Annotated in this window: 13 protein-coding genes; 5 read left to right on the top strand and 8 right to left on the bottom strand. The window is 70.4% G+C overall.

Annotated elements, in window-relative coordinates; translation table 11 throughout:
- Nucleotides 1-161 precede the first annotated feature (161 nt).
- Genes Vse01_RS08095 through Vse01_RS08085 form a run of 3 tightly spaced genes read left to right on the top strand, consistent with a single transcriptional unit; the run spans nt 162 to nt 4,302 of the window.
- Complete coding sequence (locus Vse01_RS08095; RefSeq protein WP_170863553.1) at nt 162-2,654, top strand: sensor histidine kinase; 2,493 nt, start codon at nt 162-164, stop codon at nt 2,652-2,654.
- A 38-nt stretch (nt 2,655-2,692) separates the two neighbouring features.
- Nucleotides 2,693-3,097 (top strand): roadblock/LC7 domain-containing protein, encoded by a 405-nt coding sequence (locus Vse01_RS08090; RefSeq protein WP_093408465.1) that lies wholly within the window; start codon nt 2,693-2,695, stop codon nt 3,095-3,097.
- Complete coding sequence (locus Vse01_RS08085; RefSeq protein WP_198413227.1) at nt 3,094-4,302, top strand: ABC transporter substrate-binding protein; 1,209 nt, start codon at nt 3,094-3,096, stop codon at nt 4,300-4,302. The genes Vse01_RS08090 and Vse01_RS08085 overlap by 4 nt, the downstream gene beginning before the upstream one ends.
- 59 nt (nt 4,303-4,361) lie before the next feature.
- On the opposite strand, the gene Vse01_RS08080 is transcribed toward Vse01_RS08085, so the two are convergent.
- Nucleotides 4,362-6,464 (bottom strand): cellulase family glycosylhydrolase, encoded by a 2,103-nt coding sequence (locus Vse01_RS08080; RefSeq protein WP_093408463.1) that lies wholly within the window; start codon nt 6,462-6,464, stop codon nt 4,362-4,364.
- Nucleotides 6,465-6,951: 487 nt separating this feature from the next.
- On the opposite strand from Vse01_RS08080, the gene Vse01_RS08075 reads away from it, so the two are divergent.
- Complete coding sequence (locus Vse01_RS08075) at nt 6,952-8,016, top strand: LacI family DNA-binding transcriptional regulator (protein WP_198413226.1); 1,065 nt, start codon at nt 6,952-6,954, stop codon at nt 8,014-8,016.
- Between the two features lie 10 nt (nt 8,017-8,026).
- Here the strand turns inward: Vse01_RS08075 and Vse01_RS08070 are convergent, their stop codons facing one another.
- From Vse01_RS08070 to Vse01_RS08045, 6 genes are all read right to left on the bottom strand, one after another.
- Nucleotides 8,027-9,028 carry a polyprenyl synthetase family protein gene (locus Vse01_RS08070; RefSeq protein WP_093408600.1) on the bottom strand — a complete coding sequence of 334 codons (1,002 nt, stop codon included), beginning with the start codon at nt 9,026-9,028 and terminating at the stop codon, nt 8,027-8,029.
- A 37-nt stretch (nt 9,029-9,065) separates the two neighbouring features.
- Nucleotides 9,066-9,482, bottom strand: a complete 417-nt coding sequence (locus tag Vse01_RS08065; RefSeq protein WP_093408461.1) for a hypothetical protein — start codon at nt 9,480-9,482, stop codon at nt 9,066-9,068.
- A gap of 186 nt (nt 9,483-9,668) precedes the next feature.
- On the bottom strand, nt 9,669-10,958 hold the full coding sequence (locus Vse01_RS08060) for a GAF domain-containing protein (protein WP_093408459.1): 1,290 nt from the start codon (nt 10,956-10,958) through the stop codon (nt 9,669-9,671).
- A gap of 209 nt (nt 10,959-11,167) precedes the next feature.
- On the bottom strand, nt 11,168-12,190 hold the full coding sequence (locus Vse01_RS08055; RefSeq protein ID WP_093408457.1) for a sporulation-delaying protein SdpB family protein: 1,023 nt from the start codon (nt 12,188-12,190) through the stop codon (nt 11,168-11,170).
- Nucleotides 12,184-12,753: an SdpA family antimicrobial peptide system protein gene (locus tag Vse01_RS08050; RefSeq protein WP_093408455.1), complete on the bottom strand. Its 570-nt coding sequence runs from the start codon at nt 12,751-12,753 to the stop codon at nt 12,184-12,186. Before Vse01_RS08050 ends, Vse01_RS08055 begins: the two co-directional genes overlap by 7 nt.
- Nucleotides 12,754-12,811: 58 nt before the next feature.
- The gene (locus Vse01_RS08045) at nt 12,812-13,360 is read right to left on the bottom strand and encodes a sporulation delaying protein family toxin (RefSeq protein ID WP_139233213.1); all 549 of its coding nucleotides are present in this window, start codon (nt 13,358-13,360) and stop codon (nt 12,812-12,814) included.
- A gap of 262 nt (nt 13,361-13,622) precedes the next feature.
- Here Vse01_RS08045 and Vse01_RS08040 point away from each other — a divergent pair, with 262 nt between their 5' ends.
- Nucleotides 13,623-16,313 carry a helix-turn-helix transcriptional regulator gene (locus Vse01_RS08040; protein ID WP_139233212.1) on the top strand — a complete coding sequence of 897 codons (2,691 nt, stop codon included), beginning with the start codon at nt 13,623-13,625 and terminating at the stop codon, nt 16,311-16,313.
- Nucleotides 16,314-16,370: 57 nt separating this feature from the next.
- Here the strand turns inward: Vse01_RS08040 and Vse01_RS08035 are convergent, their stop codons facing one another.
- The gene (locus Vse01_RS08035) at nt 16,371-17,669 is read right to left on the bottom strand and encodes an NAD(P)/FAD-dependent oxidoreductase (RefSeq protein ID WP_093408446.1); all 1,299 of its coding nucleotides are present in this window, start codon (nt 17,667-17,669) and stop codon (nt 16,371-16,373) included.
- Nucleotides 17,670-17,688: the final 19 nt, after the last annotated feature.

Below are 17,688 nucleotides of genomic sequence, written 5' to 3'. Positions count from 1 at the left end.
CCCACGAGCGGGCGAGTAGGGATCTAGAGGTGAACCGATACATCGTGGTAGGAATGGCGCTCTGACGTGGGCAGGCACGCCCACCCTCCACCATGTAACCGACGTATGTGTCGGTTTCTGCTGAGATCAACGTCGATGAGGCAAGGGGGCGGAGTACGCCGGTGACACGTGCTACAGCGGCAGCCGCAGTGCGTACCCATGCCGAAGCGCGCCGGGGATGGCTGGCCCGGGGCAGCATCGTCCGCCTGCTCCGGCTGCTGGTCGCCGTACCACTTATCGCAGTCGTGGCCTTCGCCGGCCTGGCCCTTGAGGGCACGGTCCGGCAGGTGCTCAACGCGGGCACCGTGCACGACGTCGTCACACTTTCCACCCAGGCCGGCGCGCTCGCCCGTGCGCTACAGGCCGAACGGGTGATCGCCGCGGTCGAGGTGACCACCCAGAGCCAGGCGGCCAGCGCCACCTTCGACGACCAGGTCGCCCGGACCGACGCCGAGATCGTCGAGTTCCAACAACGCAGGGACGAGGTGGCGACCGGAAATTCCGCCCTGCAACGGATCGACGCCGGTCTGGCGGCGCTCGGCTCGGTACGCGAGCAGGTCCGATCGAGCCCTCGCGCCACCCTTTCCGCGATCGCCTTCAGCTACCGAATTCTCGTCGCGGACCTGCTGACCTTCCGCGCTTCCGTGGCCACCGACACCTCGACGAACATCGCCGACGACGTCCGGGCTGCGGTGGCGGTCTCCGAGGCGGGCGAGGCGATCGGTCAGCTTCAGGTCATCGTGCTGCGCAGCCTCGCCGGGGGCGAGCTGACCCCGGCCGGACAGCAGGAGATTGTCGGTGCCCAGGCCCGATACGCCGAGGCCACCAACGCCTTCCTGGCCCTTGCCGAACCGGGTTGGGCGGCCAGCTGGGAGCAGATCGGTACCGATCCCCAGGTCGTCGCCGCACAACGGCTTCAGGACCAGGTGGGCCGGACGCTGCCCGGCGGGCGGCTCGCCGTCGATCCGGACGCCTGGGTCGAGGCCACCGACGGTTGGGTCAGCCAGATGTTCCGGATCCAGAGCGACCTGGATGCCGCCGTGGCCGACCGGGTGTCGACCGAGCGTGGGCAGCTGCTGCGTAACGCGTTGCTACAGGGCGTCGGCATCTTCCTGGTCCTGGCGCTCACCGCCGTACTGACCGGTGTGGTGGCGCGGCGGATCACCCGCCGGCTGCGGTCGCTGCGCAACACGGTGACCAAGGTGGCGTACGACCGGCTACCGGCCGTCGTCCGGGAGCTCACCGCGGCCCCTCCCGGCAGCGTGCAGCCCAACGAGGTGGCGGACCGTTCCGTTTCGGAATTCCGGATCACCGGTTCCGACGAGATCGCCGAAGTGGCCACCGCGACCCGGGCACTGCACCGGGAAGCGGTCCGGATCGCGGGCGAACAGGCGGTGATGCGGGCCAACATCGCGGAGATCTTCGTCCATCTCTCTCGACGTGAGCAGCGGCTGGTGGACGCGATGCTCGCCCAGGTCGACGAGGTGGAGCGCGACGAGGCCGACCCCGAACGTCTCCAGCAGCTGTACCAACTGGACCATCTCGCGACCCGGATGGCCCGGATCAACCAGAGCCTGCTGGTGCTCGGTGGTTCCGGCATCTCCCGGGTACGCCAGGAGCCGGTTCCGCTCGACCACGTGATCCAGGCCGCGCTGTCCCAGATCGAGCACTACACCCGGGTCCGGATCGGCACCGTGGACAAGGAACTGGCGATCGCCGGTACGGCGGTCGACGAGATCGTGCACCTGGTCGCCGAACTGCTGGACAACGCGACCGGGTACTCCCCGCCGGAGGCCGAGGTGCTGGTCACCGGGCACGCCCTCTCCGACCGGGCGATCGTGCAGGTGGTGGACCAGGGCGTCGGGCTCTCCACCCAGCGGTGCGAGCAACTGAACATGGCGCTCGCCAATCCGTCGTCGATCGACGTGTCGGGCGTGCGGGCCATGGGCCTGACCGTGGTCGCCCGGCTCGCCGCACGGCACGCCGTCCGGGTCGAGCTGCGCCCTGGGCCGACGGGCGGAACGGTCGCAGAGATCACGCTGCCGGCATCGATCGTGGTACGCCGGCCGGTCCAGCAGCCGCAACCTGTGGAGTCCGAACTGGGCCGGGGCCGACCCTCCGCCGCCGGGGGGCGTCCGGCCATGACCTCCGGGACCCGCGCCAGCCTCCCCGTGGCCGGCTCCGGCAACCCCGTGCCGAATGCCGGGCGGGTCCCGGTCGGTGCCGGCGCGGTACGCGCGAGCACGCCGGCGCCACCCAGCTCCGTCGCCGCGCCTCCCGTACCCGCACCGCTGTTCCAGCCAGCAGCTCAGCCGCAACCCGCGGTGGGGCTGCCGGCCGGACCGACGGTGAACGGCTGGTTCAAGACCGCCCTCGACGGCGACTCGGTGGCCGTCATCTGGCCGGTCGATGCCGGTGAGAAATGGGCGACCGCCACTCCAGCGCCGTCCACCCAGGTCGGGTTGCCACGCCGGGTGCCGCAGCCCCATCTGGTGCCCGATACACCGCAACCGAGCGCGGACCCGCAGCGGAAGCTGGATCCGGCAACTGTGGCGGCGGCCATGTCGGCCTACGCCAAGGGCGTCGCCGGACGCCGGTCCCCCAATTCCTTCTGACGCTGACTGTCCACCCCTCCCCGATCTGGAGTGACGTCGTGACAAGCCCGAACGACCTGAGCTGGCTGTTGCAGAACTTCGTGAGCCGTACTCCTGAGGTCAGTCATGCCCTGGCCATCTCCACCGACGGGCTGGTCCTGGCACACAATCACGGCCTGCCCCGCGATCGGGCGGATCAGCTCGCCGCCACCGGCAGTGGTCTGATCGCCCTGCTGGTCGGGGCCGCCCGGTTCTTCCAGGCCGGAACGGTGATCTCGAACGTGACTCAGATGGACGGCGGCTTCATGTTCTGCATGTCGTTCAGCGACGGGGCCTCACTGCTCGTGCTGGCGTCCCCGGTCTGCGACGTGGGCCAGGTCTCGTACGAGATGACCGACCTGGCGAACCGGATGGGCGAGGTGCTGACCCCGGCGGTGCGGTCCCAGTTGCTGGGGATGCTGTGAACGCCAGCCACCCCACCCGACGCGCCTCAACCGCCCGACGGCTCGGCGCAGCCCTGCTGACCGGGGTGCTGGTCGCCGTCACCGCCGGCTGTGACGGCGGGTCGGAGCCGGAGCGGCAGACCATCAAGATCGGAATGATCACCGCCCTGGCCGGGTCGCTTGAGGCCCCGGGCTCCGAGTTGCGCGACGGCTTCCAGCTCTACCTCGACATGCGTGGCGGGCAGTTGGGCGGTCACCCGGCCGAGCTGATCGTCGCCGACGAGGGATACGAACGGGACGTGACCGTCGAATCCGCGACGAAGCTGCTGGAGCAGGATCGAGTCTCGGCGATCACCGGCATCATCAACGGCGGTAGCGTCGCCGCCATCCTTCCGCTCATCGATCAGCACAAGGTTCCGCTGGTAGGTGCGCTGGGGCGGCCGGCGTTGACCGACGTGACGTACGTCTGGCACACCAACCTGATCTCCGTCGAGCCCGGTGTGGCGATGGCCCCGTTCGTCAAGCAGGAGGTGGGGCAGGGCAGCGTCTACGCCATCGGGCCGGACTTCCAGAGCGGTCGCGACGAGTTGCGCGGGTTCGTCGACACCTTCACCGACCTCGGTGGCCGACTGGCCAACCCAGGCGGCAAGGCCGTCTTCAGCCCGTTCCCGGTCACCGAGGACTTCGGGCCGTACCTGGACGAGATCGCCGAGTCCGGCGCCGAGGCGGTCTACTGCTTCTTCGACGCGCAGAACGCCATCACCTTCGTCAAGCAGTACGCCGAATCCCCCGTCGCCGACCTGCCGCTCTACGCGGCGGGTTTCGTCACCGAGCCGGCGAGCCTGGTCGAGCAGGGCGACGCGGCCGAGGGCATCTACAACGGGTTGAACTACTCGCCCGACCTCGACAACGCGGCCAACCGGGAATTCGTCGCCGCCTGGAACGCGGCCTACCCGGGCCGGGTGCCCACGTCGATCGTGATGGCGTCGTACGACGCGGCAGCCGTGCTGGACCGGGCGATCGCCGCGGCGGGCACGAACCCCACCCCGCAGCAGATCAACGCCGCGATCGCCGGCCTCGGGCAGCTCAACAGCCCTCGTGGGCCCTGGCAGTTCGCGAAGTCCACGCACGCACCGATCCAGAAGTGGTATCTCCGTCAGGTCCGCCGGGACGGGCGGGCCCTGACCAACGTCGTCGTCTCGGAACTTGCCACTCTCGGCGGTTGACCTCGGCGGTGCCCGGCGTGGCCGGTGCGGGACTCCGCACCGGCCACACCGCGCAATGGTCAGGCCGGGCTGCCGGTGATCGAGTTGCCGGACTTCGTCAGCCGGTACGTGATCTGCGTGCCGCTCCAGAAGTGGAAGGTGAGGGTAACAGCGCCGTCGTTGACCTCGGCGAAGAACTCGGGCGTCAGGAGGATGGTGTTGGCGCTGTAGTCGGGCCGGAAGCTGCTCCAGAACTCCTTGTACGTGGTCCAGTTGGCCGGTCCGGCGGCGTTGCCGTCGGCGTACTCGGCTTCCATGGTGGCGAGTTGGTCACCGCGGAACTGGGTGGGAATTGTGAACCCGCTGGTCGTGCCGGTGGCTGCGGTCTGGGTGGGCGGGTCGTAGCTGATGATGCTGATCCGCCACGGCACGCCTTGGGAGAAGCGAGCCTCGATGGTGGCGTTGACGCCGGTGGCCCGGTTGCCGGCCAACCGGGTGACGGCCGCCCGGGTCAGCGTGAGGGTGCTGCCGGAGACGGAGTAGTCGGTGCCGCTGGTCAGTCGGGTGCTGCCGTGCCAGAGGCTCTGGAACGAGGTGCCGTTCAGGTTGAGGGTGAGCGACCTGCTGGTGATGTCGCCCGTGCGGGGTACGTAGATCTGATCGGTGGAAGCGGTGGCGGAGCGGGTCGTCAGGCTCGCCATCATCAACTCGTATATGCCCTGGTCCCGCCAGCGCAGCTCGGGTCGGTGCAGGAATGAACCCGCGTCCCACAGCATGGTGGTGAGCTTCCGGATGCGGGCGTGGTGGCCGACGGCCTCGAAGAACTTCAGCAGTTCGCCCCGTTGGATGATGCCCGGCCGGGTGTAGTCGTAGCTGAGCAGGGCCCACTCGCCGATGATCACCGGGATGTCGCGGGACACGAACGTGTTGTACGCCCGGTCGAAGGTGCCGATGATGTCCTGCTCGACGTTGCTGTCGTAGCGGGTGCCGCCGGCGATGTTGACGCTGAACGGCCACCAGCCGTAGAAGTGAATGGTGGCGACGAGGTTGGGGTCGTCAAGCTCGTCGAACGTGGTCAGCAACGCGTCCATCCGGGCCTGCTCACCGCTGGTGTGCAAGGTGGGCAGCACCAGCAGACGGGTGGCGTTGTTTCCACCGGACTGGCGTACCAGGCGGACGAATGCCAGATTCAGCTCGTGCAGGACCTGGTCGCTCTCGGCGTCGGAGGACGTGCCGGTGAACTGGGGCTCGTTGATGCTCTCGAAGACCAGCTTCGACGAGTGGCTGCGGAACGTGTCGGCGAGTTGGCTCCACAGTGCCTGGTACCGGGCCATCACGTTCGTACGGTCGGTGGGGTAGGCGTTGATCCACTGCCAGGAGTCGTGATGCAGGTTGATCATCACGTAGAGGTCCTCCGCCAGGGACCAGTCGACGATCTCGCGGACGCGGTCCAGCCAGGCCGGGTCGATGGTGTAGTCCGGTGCCGGCCCGTGGTGGTTGCTCCAGGTGATCGGCAGCCGGATGCTCTTGTAGCCCTGTGACCTGATGTGGCGCAGCATCTCCCGGGTGGTCAGCGGGTTGCCCCAGGCGGTCTCGTCGGGAATGGCATCAAGGGTGTTGCCCAGGTTCCAGCCGGGCTGCATCGCCGCCACCATCTGCATCCGGTTGCCGGGAGGTGGGGTCACCGTCGGCGAGACCGTGGGTGACGCGGTCGGGGAGACGGTCGGGGAGACGCTGGGCGTCGGCGAGGGGCCGACATTCCCGGTGCATGCGACCCCGTTCAACGTGAACGAGGTCGGTGCGGTGTTGCTCCCCGTCCAGGATCCGTTGAAGCCGAACGAGACCGTGGCGTTCGTGCCGACGGCGGCGTTGTAGCTCATGTTCGTCGCGGTGACCTGGCTACCCGACGTGGCGACCGTCGCGTTCCAGGCATGGGTCACCCGCTGGCCGGAGGGGAACGTCCACGCCAGCTCCCAGCCGTTGATCGGGTCACCGAGATTCGTCACGTTCACATTGGCGGTGAAACCGCCCGGCCACTGGGACGAGACGTCGTATGCCACCCGGCAGCCGGCCGCAGCCTGGGCGCTGCCGGTCACCATCGTCCCCGCCAGCGTCAGCGCGGCGACCGAGCCGGCGACCAGGCCAGCCCGCCAGAGGGTCCTTCGTCTGTTCTGCGAACTCATCAGCAACTCCTCGCCATAGTGGCGCCCGTGTCGTGGACCGGCCGTTCCGCCGGTTCGTGCTTTCGGCGGACGGGCTACCAGCACAGGGGCTTGGCGTACGAAGACTCGGGCCTTCTAGCCGTCACGGCCGGGATGCGCGGTGGTTGGCGTACCGATGGGTACCCGGCCGCGCGCAACGAAGGGTGAGGGAATATGCGGACGCTGCCCTGACGTCCGCGACGAGCCCTGGAACTCCCGCGAGGAAACTTTCGACATCGCAGCCCAGAAAGTTTCCGGGCGAGACGTTACAACTTTCTTCGATCGACGTCAATGAGAGCGCCGGGTGCGACTGCCTCGGGTCCGGGGTAGTGCCGGCGCGGTACGCCCGGCGGCGCCACCCCCGACGCTGGACTGAACGGTTATCCTTGCGCCCTGAACGGTGTAGCGGCCATCGGCCGCTCGGCGATGGCCGACGCGGGCCCCGCGGCCACTAGGGATCGGTGAGAAGGTGGCCAGGTTGACGCGCGCCGAGTCGAGCGAGCAGTCCGTTGACCTGGAGCCGCAACTCGGCGATCCGTTGCGACCGGTGACGATCGCCGCCATCGCCGAGTCCGCCGGTGTCTCGGTGCCGACCGTTTCCAAGGTCATAAATGGCCGGTCCGGTGTGGCGGCACAGACCCGGGCGCGCGTCGAAGCCGCGATCAACCAACACGGCTATCGCAGGTCGTCGCCGGCCGCCCGGTCCAACATGATGGAGCTTGTCTTCGACGAGATCGAGGACATGTGGGGCGTGCAGATCATCCGAGGGGTGGAGCGCGTCGCTCGACAGCACGGTGTGGGCGTCATCCTGACGGAGTTCGGCCCGCAGCGCAGCGCGATCCGCTACTGGATCGACGACACTCTCTCCCGCCGTCCGGACTGCCTCGTGACGGTGGCGCAGTTGGACGAGGAGCAGCGCAACCAGCTTCGCGCTCGTGGTATCCCGTTCGTGGTCTTCGACCCCACTGTCGAACTGCCGGACGATGTTCCCTTCGTGGGAGCGACGAACTGGGCCGGAGGTCGGTCCGCGGCCCGGCACCTGATCGGACTGGGCCACCGGCGGATCGCGATGATCGCCGCGCCCGAAGGGATCCTGTGCTGCCGGGCCCGGCTGGACGGTTACCGTGCCGCGTGCGACGCCGCCGGCCTGAGCGGCGACCTGATCGTTCGTGCCGAACTGTCCCGGGAAGGTGGCGAGACGGCCGCGCTCGACCTGCTGAACCGCCCCGACCGTCCGACGGCGATCTTCGCGGCCAACGACCTGCAGGCGTTCGGCGTCTACCAGGCGGCACGGCGGTTGGGGATGCGGATCCCGATCGACCTGAGCGTGGTGGGCTTCGACGATCTGCCCCTGGCGGACCTGGTCGACCCGCCGCTGACCACCATCCACCAGCCGCTGACCGAGATGGCCGTCACCGCCACCGAACTGGCGCTCGCGCTCGGTCGTGGGGAGCGGGCGTCGCAGGTCGGCCTGGAGTTGGGCACCACCCTCAAGGTCCGTCGGAGCACGGCACCGCCCGGGGCCTCAGGTTGAGCACCTGTCGCTACCGGCTGCGCTCCACGACGTACTCCGGTAGGCCAAGCAGGAATCGCCCGTCCTCGGTCTCGGCCGCCGGCCCCAACGCCCGCTGTCCTTCCCGGAAAGCGGCGGCGGCCAGGTCACGGGCGCTGCGGCGGGCAGACTCGACACACTCGTAGGCGAGCAGTCGCCCGTGCAGCCAACGCACCTCGGCCGCCGTGCGCTGCGCCCGGGTGCGGCGCAGGAACGCGACGAGCCGCTCGCGTTCGTCCCCGGTGCACCGCCGCATGAAGTCGATGAGGATCAGCGTCCGCTTGCCCTCCCAGAGGTCACCCGCGATCTCCTTGCCGTACCGGGCGAAGTCCCCGACGAGGTTGAGCGCGTCGTCCTGGATCTGGAAGGCGGCACCGAGATACCAGCCGTACCGGTCGAGGACGTCGACCGCGTCATGCGGACCGGTGGCGACCAGGATGCCGGTACGGCACGGGTAGATGCAGGTGTACCAGGAGGTCTTCTTCAGACACATCCGGTAGTAGTCGTCCCCGTCGAGGTCGCAGACGTTGTCCCGGATCCAACCGACCTCGATCGCCTGCCCCTCCAACGAGTGACGCAGCATGAGTTGGGTCTCTTCAAACAGCCGCCAGGCGATCCCGGAGCCGAGGGCCCGACGGTTGGCGGCGAGCCGCTGCAACGCGAGCAGGTTCGTCATGTTCCCCACGTTGAGCGCGACACCGACCCCGTACTCGCCGTGCAGGGTCTCTGCTCCGCGCCGCTGCTCGCTCTCGTCCTGGATGTCGTCATGAATGAGGAACGCGTTGTGAAACAGTTCCACGGTCACCGCGGCGTTGAGTCCCACCGACAGCGTGCCGCCGAAAGTTCGGCAGGCCGCGAGGCAGAGGGCGGCACGCAGCCCCTTGCCCCAACGCCGCGGGTACTCGCTCACCAGGTCATAGAGGTAATGCGGGCCGCCCGACGGCACGCCAGCGAGGAGCGCGTCGATCGCGAGAGAGCGATAGCGCTCCAGCATCTGCGTGACATGACCGCCGGCCACGCCGGTGGTCCGGCTACCGGTCCGAGGGCGCGGGCTGCTGCGTGGCCTCCGGCTTGAGCCGGTCGACCAGCCCGTTCGCCATGTCCGGCACCAGCCGCGCGAGGTTGAGCACGCCGTCGAGGGCGTCGTGCGCGTCCGACGTGTACCGGCGGATGACCTCACCACGCCGGTCGTCGGAGGTCTTCAACTGCGCGACCACGGTGTCGATCAGTGCGTGCCCGTCGGTGCGGACCCGCGTCACCAGCTCGTCGAACGCCTCCGGGTCCACCCTGCGGTCGGCGCTCAGCCTCTCCTCCAGCCGCCGCGCGCTGGCGATGCCCGCCGCGAGTTCCTCCTCCAGCACGCTGGCCGCATGGGTCACCGTCTCGGAGGTCTCCTCGGCCACCTTCTCAAAACGCTCGTCACTGCGCTCACGCCCACTGCTCTCCATGAGAGGAGTGTTGGTGACCCGCCGCCCGGCCGGGTAGAGGTGTGTCGAGATGGTGACTCACGGTGATATGACAACGCGTGCAGGGCCCGTGGCCAGCGCAAAGGACCACATCGATCGTGGCCACCGCGAGCAGCGACCCGACCGCCGGTAGGTGACCTTCGATGACGAGGGTCGCAGAACGGCGGGTCAGCGGTTGAGGTAGGCGGCCAGGCCGCCGAGTTCCTCGCTGGCGATGAAGACCGCCCGTACGTTGAGGATGGCCTCCTCGACATGGCGGGGACAGCCCCACGCCGAGTCGCCCCACGAGTCGGCGATCTTGATCTCGGCCGGTGCGGTGCATTCCTGGGGCCCGCCGAGTTGGCAGGTCTCCGGGTGCGGCGAGGCGGCCTGCGCGGCTGCGGCGGCCCGCATCTGGGCATTGAGTTCCGCGGCGGCGGCGGCCCGCTGCTCGGCCTCGGCACGAAGTCCCCGCTCCGCGCGTACCGCCTTGGCGAGTTCGTCGTGGGCTGCCTTGGCGCGCGCCTCGGCGGCGAGTTTCGCCTGCTCGATGTGGTGGCGCTCGATGGCCAGCGCCGCAGTGCCGGCGAAGATCCGGGCGAGAGCTAGATCGGTGTCCTGCGGCACGCGCGGGGTGCGGTGGTACATGGCGAACGTGCCCAGCAAGCTGCCGTCACGGGCCAGGATCGGCGTGGACCAGCAGGCGGCCAGTCCGGCCCGCCCGGCCAGGTCGCGGAAGTCCGCCCAGAACGGATCGGCGGCGATGTCGGTGACGATCACCGACTCCCGCCGGTGCGCGGCGGTGCCGCAGGATCCGACGCCCTCACCGGTGGCGATCCCGTCGATGGCCTGGTTGTAGAAGTCCGGCAGGCTGGGCGCGGCACCGTGCCGCAGGTGCCGACCATCGGGGTCGGCGAGCAGTACGGAGACGAGTATCTCCTGCGGCGCGAGATTCTCGATACTGCGCGCCATCCCGTCGAGCACCTCGGTCAACGGTGCCTGACGGGCGATCTGCTCCAGCAGGGCGTGGTGCTCGGCCATCAGCCGTTGGGCCTGCTTGACCTGGGTGGTCTCCACGCCGATCACACCGATGCCGACCACGCGGCCGTCGGCGTCGCGGCGCGGCTCGTAGGTGAAGTCGAAGTACGCCTCCCGCGCGTGCGGCTCGGTGCCCAGCACGACCCGGACGTCCCGGCCGGTGTAGGGCTCACCCGTGCGGTAGACCTCGTCCAGCAGGGCGATGAAGCCCTGAGCTGCCAACTCGGGCATCACCTCCACGAGCGGTACGCCGGTGCGGGCCCGTTGCTCGCCGATGGCGGCGAAGAACGCCGGGTTGGCCGCCTCCACCAGGTGCTTCGGCCCCGCCAGTGCGGCGAAGACGGCAATGGACTGCCCGAACAGCGTCCGTAGGTCCTCCGCCGCTTGACCGGTGCTCGCCGGATCCGCAGCAGCGGGCAGTTCACCTGGTACCGCCGTCATGGTGTCGGTTCACCTTTCAGCTGCCCGTGCGGGGATCGATGGGTAATTCGCCCATTGGACGACGGTGGCCACGGCACGCGGGAACGGGCTGAGGCCGCCGATGCAGCGTACCGGCAGTCGATGCGTCCGGCAGCGATGCAGCCGGCGCATCGGTGCGGGCGAGCCGGCAGCGGACCCGGGCTCGCCCTCGTCGTACGAACACCGCGTGTTCAGTGCGACAGCTGGCCGGCCAGCACCGGTTCGTCCTTCTTCGGCCGCTCGGTGGGCTCCGCAACCGCGCCCGGTGCACCCTCGCCCGGCTGCTGGGCACCTCGACGACCGACCAGGTCCCGGACTGCCTGCCACGAGCCGGGCAGGTTCGCCCCCATCGGCACGAGCAGCAGCACCTGGGCGGCCATCATGGCCAGCGAGAAGCTCCACAACCCCATCAGCACCGCGATGCCGACGTGCAGCAGCACACCGAACGGCAGCAGCCACCACCGTACGGCCGGACGCAGCAGCAGGCTGACGGCCAGGGCGAACTCGATCGCCAGCGGAGTCCAGGTCAGCAGGGCGACCGACACCGGCTGGTTCACCAGGGCGTCCGTCACCGGTTGCAACCAGCCGGGGGCGCCGAAGCTGTGATGGTTGAGCCAGTAGTACATCACGGTGCCGTCGGCCCACTCCGCCTTGCTGAGCTTGGCCACCGACGCCTGGAAGTAGATGCCGGCGACCTGGAGGCGGATCGCGAAGAGCAGGACGACCGCCGTGGCGACCAGCACCATGCCCCGACCGCCGGGGCGCACAACCCGGTCCCCCGGGGGCGACGGCTGCCAGTGCCAGCGGCGGGGGTCGGCCAGCAGGACCGGTACCAGCAGCAGGGTGAGTACCTGGTTGACCTGCTCGCCGCCGTCCGGGATGGACGCGCTGGTGCTCACGCTGAAGGCGATCCACCAGTGCGGCAGGGCGGTGAACCGGGGTCGCCACCCGCTCGCCACCACCAGCAGTACCGCGACGCACGCCCATCGCACCAGGTCCGCATGCTCCGGCCCGGCCAGACAGAAGGCGCCGATGTCGGACAGGCCGGTGCAGTGTGGTCCGGGTCCCCGGCCGAGAAGTGGCGTGAACAGCGTGTCGGCGTCAGTGAACACAAGTGTCGCGGCGGTCGCGGTGGCGAGCAGCGTACGGGCGAGCCCCAGCCAGGACCCCCAGGGCACCGCAACGGAAATGCTCGATGGGCGGCTGGTCAGCATGACACCTCCAAGCGAACGACGTGGGTGTATCGGAACTCGCCGGCGACCAGGTCCCGGTACGCCCACGGCACCGGCTCGGTACGGGCGATGACGACCGGGCCGCAGACCGAGGGCGTGTCGTCACCGCTGCGGACCGGTGTGGCCGGCTTCGACATCGCCTCGACGAGGCAGGCGTCTGTCGGTTGCCGGCACTGCTGCCAGACCGATCCGGGGATCCGGGAAACCACCAGGGCCAGTTCGGTGGCCTGCGCGCGGGCGGACCGGTCGAGCCCGAAGGCGTACCGCGGCTCGGCGTACGCCCCGGTGGTGATGTCGTCCAACCGACCGTCGGGGCGGATCGCGTGGACGGAGAGGTCGGGGGAGCGGGGCGACTTGGTAAAGAACGCCCACCCCTGCGGCAGGAGCGCCCGGAACACCGGGGCGGCCTGCCGCTGGCCGGGCAGCATGAGCGCGTTGCCCGGTAGGAACGTCTGCAGGTCGAACAGGGCGACCAGGCCCACCAGCAGCCCGATCCAGAGCACCGGGCGGCGGGGTACGACCACCTGGTTCCGGTTGTCCGCCATGTCATCTCCTCATGGAAGAAGTGGCGCGGGTGGGCACGGGAGTCCCACCCGCACCGGTTCAGATCGTGCGCAGTTCGGTGGCGAACAGGGCCATGAGCCGTTCGGTCTCCAGGTCGCGGCCGCCCAGGGGCCGCTCCCGGCTGTCCAAGAACGCCACCAGAACGAATATGGCGGCGATCGCGACTATCACGGCCAGCGCAACCGCGGCGGTTCCGACGTTCACCACCGCGACGGTGGTTTCCACGTTGGCCGCCAAGTTGGTGTCCTCTTCATCTTCATCGCTGAACAGGATCGGCCGATCTCCCAACGCTGCCTCCAACGCCGAGCCGGCTTCGGTCAGAGCGGTCTCGACCTGGTACGGATCGCCGCTGCGCATGCCGGTGGAGAAGCTGGCGAGCAGTCCGGGCCGGTCCGCCTCGGCCTCCTCGATCAGCCGGGTCACCGCCTGCACCGCCTCGGCAGACCGGTTCTTGCGCAGGTTCTCGGCGTCCATGAAGACGTACGGCAGGCGCTCCAGTTTCTGGCCCACCTCGCCCTGCAGGAAGAAGACACCACGCATCAGCGCCGCGCCGTCCGCCGTCGTACCCACGGTCGGCGTCGTCGCCACGGTTGCCGGGGTCCGGTCCTCGGTCGGTCGGGCGCTGGCCACGCCCTGCCCCGCGATCCCGGACACCACCAACGACATCACGAGCGCCGGCGCCATCAGTCGGCGCCATCGATTTCTGGGCACTCAGTTCTCCTCACCCTCGCCTGTGCTGGGAGTCCCGCCAGGCGGCGGAACCCGGCACATGTTCGCGGGCCGGTACCGACAGGAGCATTGGGGAAAGCCCTTACGTAGATCACCCGTCCGGATCACCTATCGTGAGCGAATGTCCATGTTGGTGGGTCGGGACGAGGAGTTCGCTGCGGTCCGCACCGGCCTGGCCGCGCTCGTGCCGAGGCAGCCGACGATCGTCGAGATCACCGGTGATCCCGGTGCCGGCAAGACCGCCTTCCTGACCCACCTGCTCCGTCAACTGCCGAGCGTGTTCCATGTCGACCTGGCCGCCCACCGGTGGACGCCCGCAGCTCTCGCCCGGCTCGGTCGACTCAGTCGGGTCAGGCCCGTCGTCGCTGTCCTCGACGACGCCCACCGGGCCGAACCGGCGCTGGCCGCGCTGCGGCACCTGCTGGTCGACGCGCCACCCCCCGGACGGCTGGCGGTGCTCTGCGCCTACCGGCCGCGGCAGGCGCCCCGAAGCCTGCTCCGCCTGGTCACGGGCACCGGCGCGGGGATACGACAACTGGCCGTGCCACTGGGCGCGCTCCCCGAAGCGGCGGCGGAAGCGCTGCTTCCGCGCGTACTGCCGGCGACCCGGCGTGCGACGCTGGCGGCCGCCGGTGAACGACTGCCCGGTCTGCTCGCCGTCCTCGGCGCTCACCCGGAACTGGTCGACGCAGACGGCATCCTCGTGCTCGAACGGGTCGTGGAACTCGGCTCGTCCCGCTGCCTGGCAGGGCTCCTCGGCCCGGAGATCGACCTGGCGGACGAGCCGACCCGGCGGATCCTGCACACCGTGGCCGTGCTCGGCGAGGTGGCCGACCCTGGTCTGGTGGCAGAGGTCGGCCAGCTCCCGTGCACGGCCGCCGTCGAGGCGCTGGACCAGCTGGTCCGCATGGATCTGCTCCGGTACGCGGCCGACGACATCATCCTGCGCCCGCGGCACGCCCTGGTCCGGGCTGCGGCCTACCAGGATGCGCCCGCCGGTTGGCGGGCCGGGGCGCACCTGCGGGCCGACGCGGCACTGCGCCAGCGCCGCGCCGACCCGCGTACCTGCGGCTGGCACCTGCTGCGGGCCGGCGCGACCGCCTCCCGGTTCGCCCGTGTCCATGAGATCGCCCGGGAGCTGGTGACCCTCGACCCGCCCTTGGCGGCCCGGCTGAGTCGCCTCGCGGTCACCCTGGCCCCGCCGGACGATCCGGTGGCGCTCGGTGACGCGCTGCTGACCAGGGCCCGGGCAACGGCCGCATCCGGCGATCTCACCGATGCGCTCGGTCTTGCGCAGGCGTCACTCGACACGTTGCCTGGTCCCGACACCCGGCTCGCCGCGACTGTCCTGCGCGCCGAACTGGCAGACCGGCTCGGACCCAACGTCCCGGTGCGGGCCAGGCTGGCGCGGGAGCACACCACGACGGTGCGGCGGCTACGACCCCGGCTGTCCGTGGCGCAGGGCAGACTCGCCGCCAGGGACGGCCGGTGGGGCGAGCTGGGCCCGCTGGTCACCGAAATCCAGGCGGCGATCGGAGCGGAGACGGACCCACCGTTGGTGGCGGTGGCCCGGACCACCCTCGCCGCCCGCGCTGCCGCACACGGGTCCACCGACATAGCCGCCGACGAGTTGCGCGCCGCCGAGGCACTCGTCGACGCCATGTCGGATCGCGCCCTCGCCGGCTGCCTCGACGTCCCCGAATGGCTGGCCTGGGTGCAGGGCGTCGTTCTGGAGAAGGCTGACGCCCTGCGCCACGTCACCCGGGCGGTGGCGCTGGCCCGGGAACACGGCCAGGCGCACGTGCTGCCCGGACTTCTCGCAGGTCAGGCGCGGATCGCCGCCGGCAGCGGTCGACTCGACGAAGCGATAAGTGTGGCGATCGAGGCGGAACGGGCCGGACGCTCGGTCGGTGCCCGGCAGGCGGTGACGATCGCGTTGACCTACCGGGCGATGGCGCTGCTCTGGCGCGCTGGCCCGCAGGCCGCCGCCCCGGTCGGTGAGGAAGCCGTTCAGGAGGCTCGGCACGAACCGGCGCTGCACGACACCGCGCTGGCGGTCCTGTCCCACATCCGGTTCGCCCAGGGCCGGCACACCGAGGCGCGACACCTGACCGGCACGCTGGTGCAGCCCGGCCGGGGACAGCCCCGCCGACGGGATCTTCAGCCCAAGTGGCTCGCCGGGCACGCCGAGTTTCTGGTCGCCGGTGGCCTGCTCGACGAGGCGTACGCCTGGTCCCAGCGGGCTGAGGCCGCCGCCGCCGCGCTCGGCCTGGAGATCCGGCGGGCCGAGGCACGCCTGGCCACCGCACAGGTGCTGCTCGCCCGCCGGGACCCCGTCGGCGCGCTGGCCGCCGCCCAGGAATCCATCCGACTCTTCACCGATCGGCAGGCCGACCTGTCGCTCGGGGAGGCCCACCTCATGGTGGCCGGCTGTCTCGACGCCTTACGCGAATCCGGTGCCGCCCGGAATCACATTCACCTCGCCCGGGTGATCGCCGAACGCACGCCCTCCGCGTGGCTACGCCAGCAGGTGGTGAACGCCCAGCGCAGACACGGGGCCGGACAGCGGCGCTGGGCCGTGGTCACCGGACCCGATCTCACCCAGGCCGAGAGGCGGGTCGCCGCCCTGGTCGCCGAGGGCCTCACCAACCGCGCCGTCGCGATGCGGCTCTACGTGACCGAGCGGACCGTCGAGGCTCACCTGACCAGGGTGTACCGCAAGTTGGGGGTCAGCTCGCGGGCCGCCCTGGCCGCTCTGCTTCGCGACGGGGGTGGGGCGGTGCCGCCGGGCGGCACCCCGGGGACCGGGTGATACCTGTCCCAGTCGACCGCCCGCCGACGTGACGAGCCGCGGTGCCCGCAGGCGGCATCAGCGGCGAATCAGTTCCGGGGCCGCGGTGTCCAGCGGCACGGCGGCGCCGGGCACGAGGCCGAGTTGGACGCTTGGCCGTGAACCGACCGCGGCGAAGATCCAGTCGGCGGCGGTGCGGGCGCGGTTCGCGGGCAGCGACAGCAGGTGGTAGCCGCGGGCCACGACCCGGGCCGGCAGGCCGGACAGCGGCACGTGCAAGGGGTTCGCGGTGGCCTGCCAGCCGCCGAGATCGACCACGAAGCCGAGGTCGCGGTGCCGGTACGGGCGAAGCCTGCCGACACCGTACGAGGCGGCGATGTTGTCGGCGGCGAGGCGGCCCTGCCGGACGGCGTGCTGGGCGGTCATCGGGGTGATCTCACCGGGGCGGGCGTGGTCGGGCACGGCGGCGGCGTCGCCGCAGGCGAGGATCTCGGGATGACCGGGCACGGCCAGGTGCTCGTCCACGCTGATCCGTCCCTTGGTGGTGGGCAGACCGGTGGCCTCGACGAGTGGGTCGGGTCGTACGCCGACGCACCACACCAGGGTGCGGGACGCCACGAAACGGCCGTCGGAGAGGTGGACCCCGTCGGCGGTGGCCTCGGTGACGGACGTACCCAGGCACACCTCGATCCCGCGCTGGCGCAGCACGCGCCCGGCGACGGCCGACATGCGTTCGGCGAGGCCGGGCAGGACCCGGTCGGCGGTGTCCAGCAGCAGCCAGCGCGGCCGGATCCCGTCGAGCCGCGGGTGGCGGTGGACTATCTCGTCGGTGAAGAGTTGGCCCTGTGCGGCTACCTCGGTGCCGGTGTAGCCGGCGCCGACGACCACAAAGGTGCAGCGCGCTTCCCGCTCGGCCGGGTCGTCGGTGGCGTCGGCCAGCTCGATCTGCTGGATCAGCCGTTCCCGTAGGTGCAGCGCCTCGGGGATGCCGCGGAAGCCGTGAGCGTGGTCGGCGACGCCGGGGATCGGCAGCAGCTTGTTGACGCTGCCCGCGGCGAGGACCAGGCGGTGGTAGGGCAACCGACCGGTGCGCCCCTCGGGGTCCACGTAGGAGACGGCGCGGCCGTCGACGTCGATGCCATCGACCTCGCCGAGCACCACCTGCACTCCGGGCAGGGTGTCGGCCAGCGGCACGGTGACCCGACGCGGGTCGAGCACCCCACCGGAAACCTCGGGCAGCAGCGGCAGGTAGAGGAAATAGTCGGTCGGGTTGACCAACACCACGTCGGCGGCACCGCGCGAGATGCGGGTCAGGCGGCGTGCGGCGTGAAAACCGGCGAAACCCGCGCCGATGATGACGATCCTGGGTCGGGCCATGATGGGTCCCCTCGACGGT

It is taken from the genome of Micromonospora sediminimaris, assembly GCF_016863575.1.
Classification (GTDB): domain Bacteria; phylum Actinomycetota; class Actinomycetes; order Mycobacteriales; family Micromonosporaceae; genus Micromonospora; species Micromonospora sediminimaris.
Note: the sequence above shows the minus strand (reverse complement) of the source record. Positions and strands in the feature narration are given on the sequence as shown.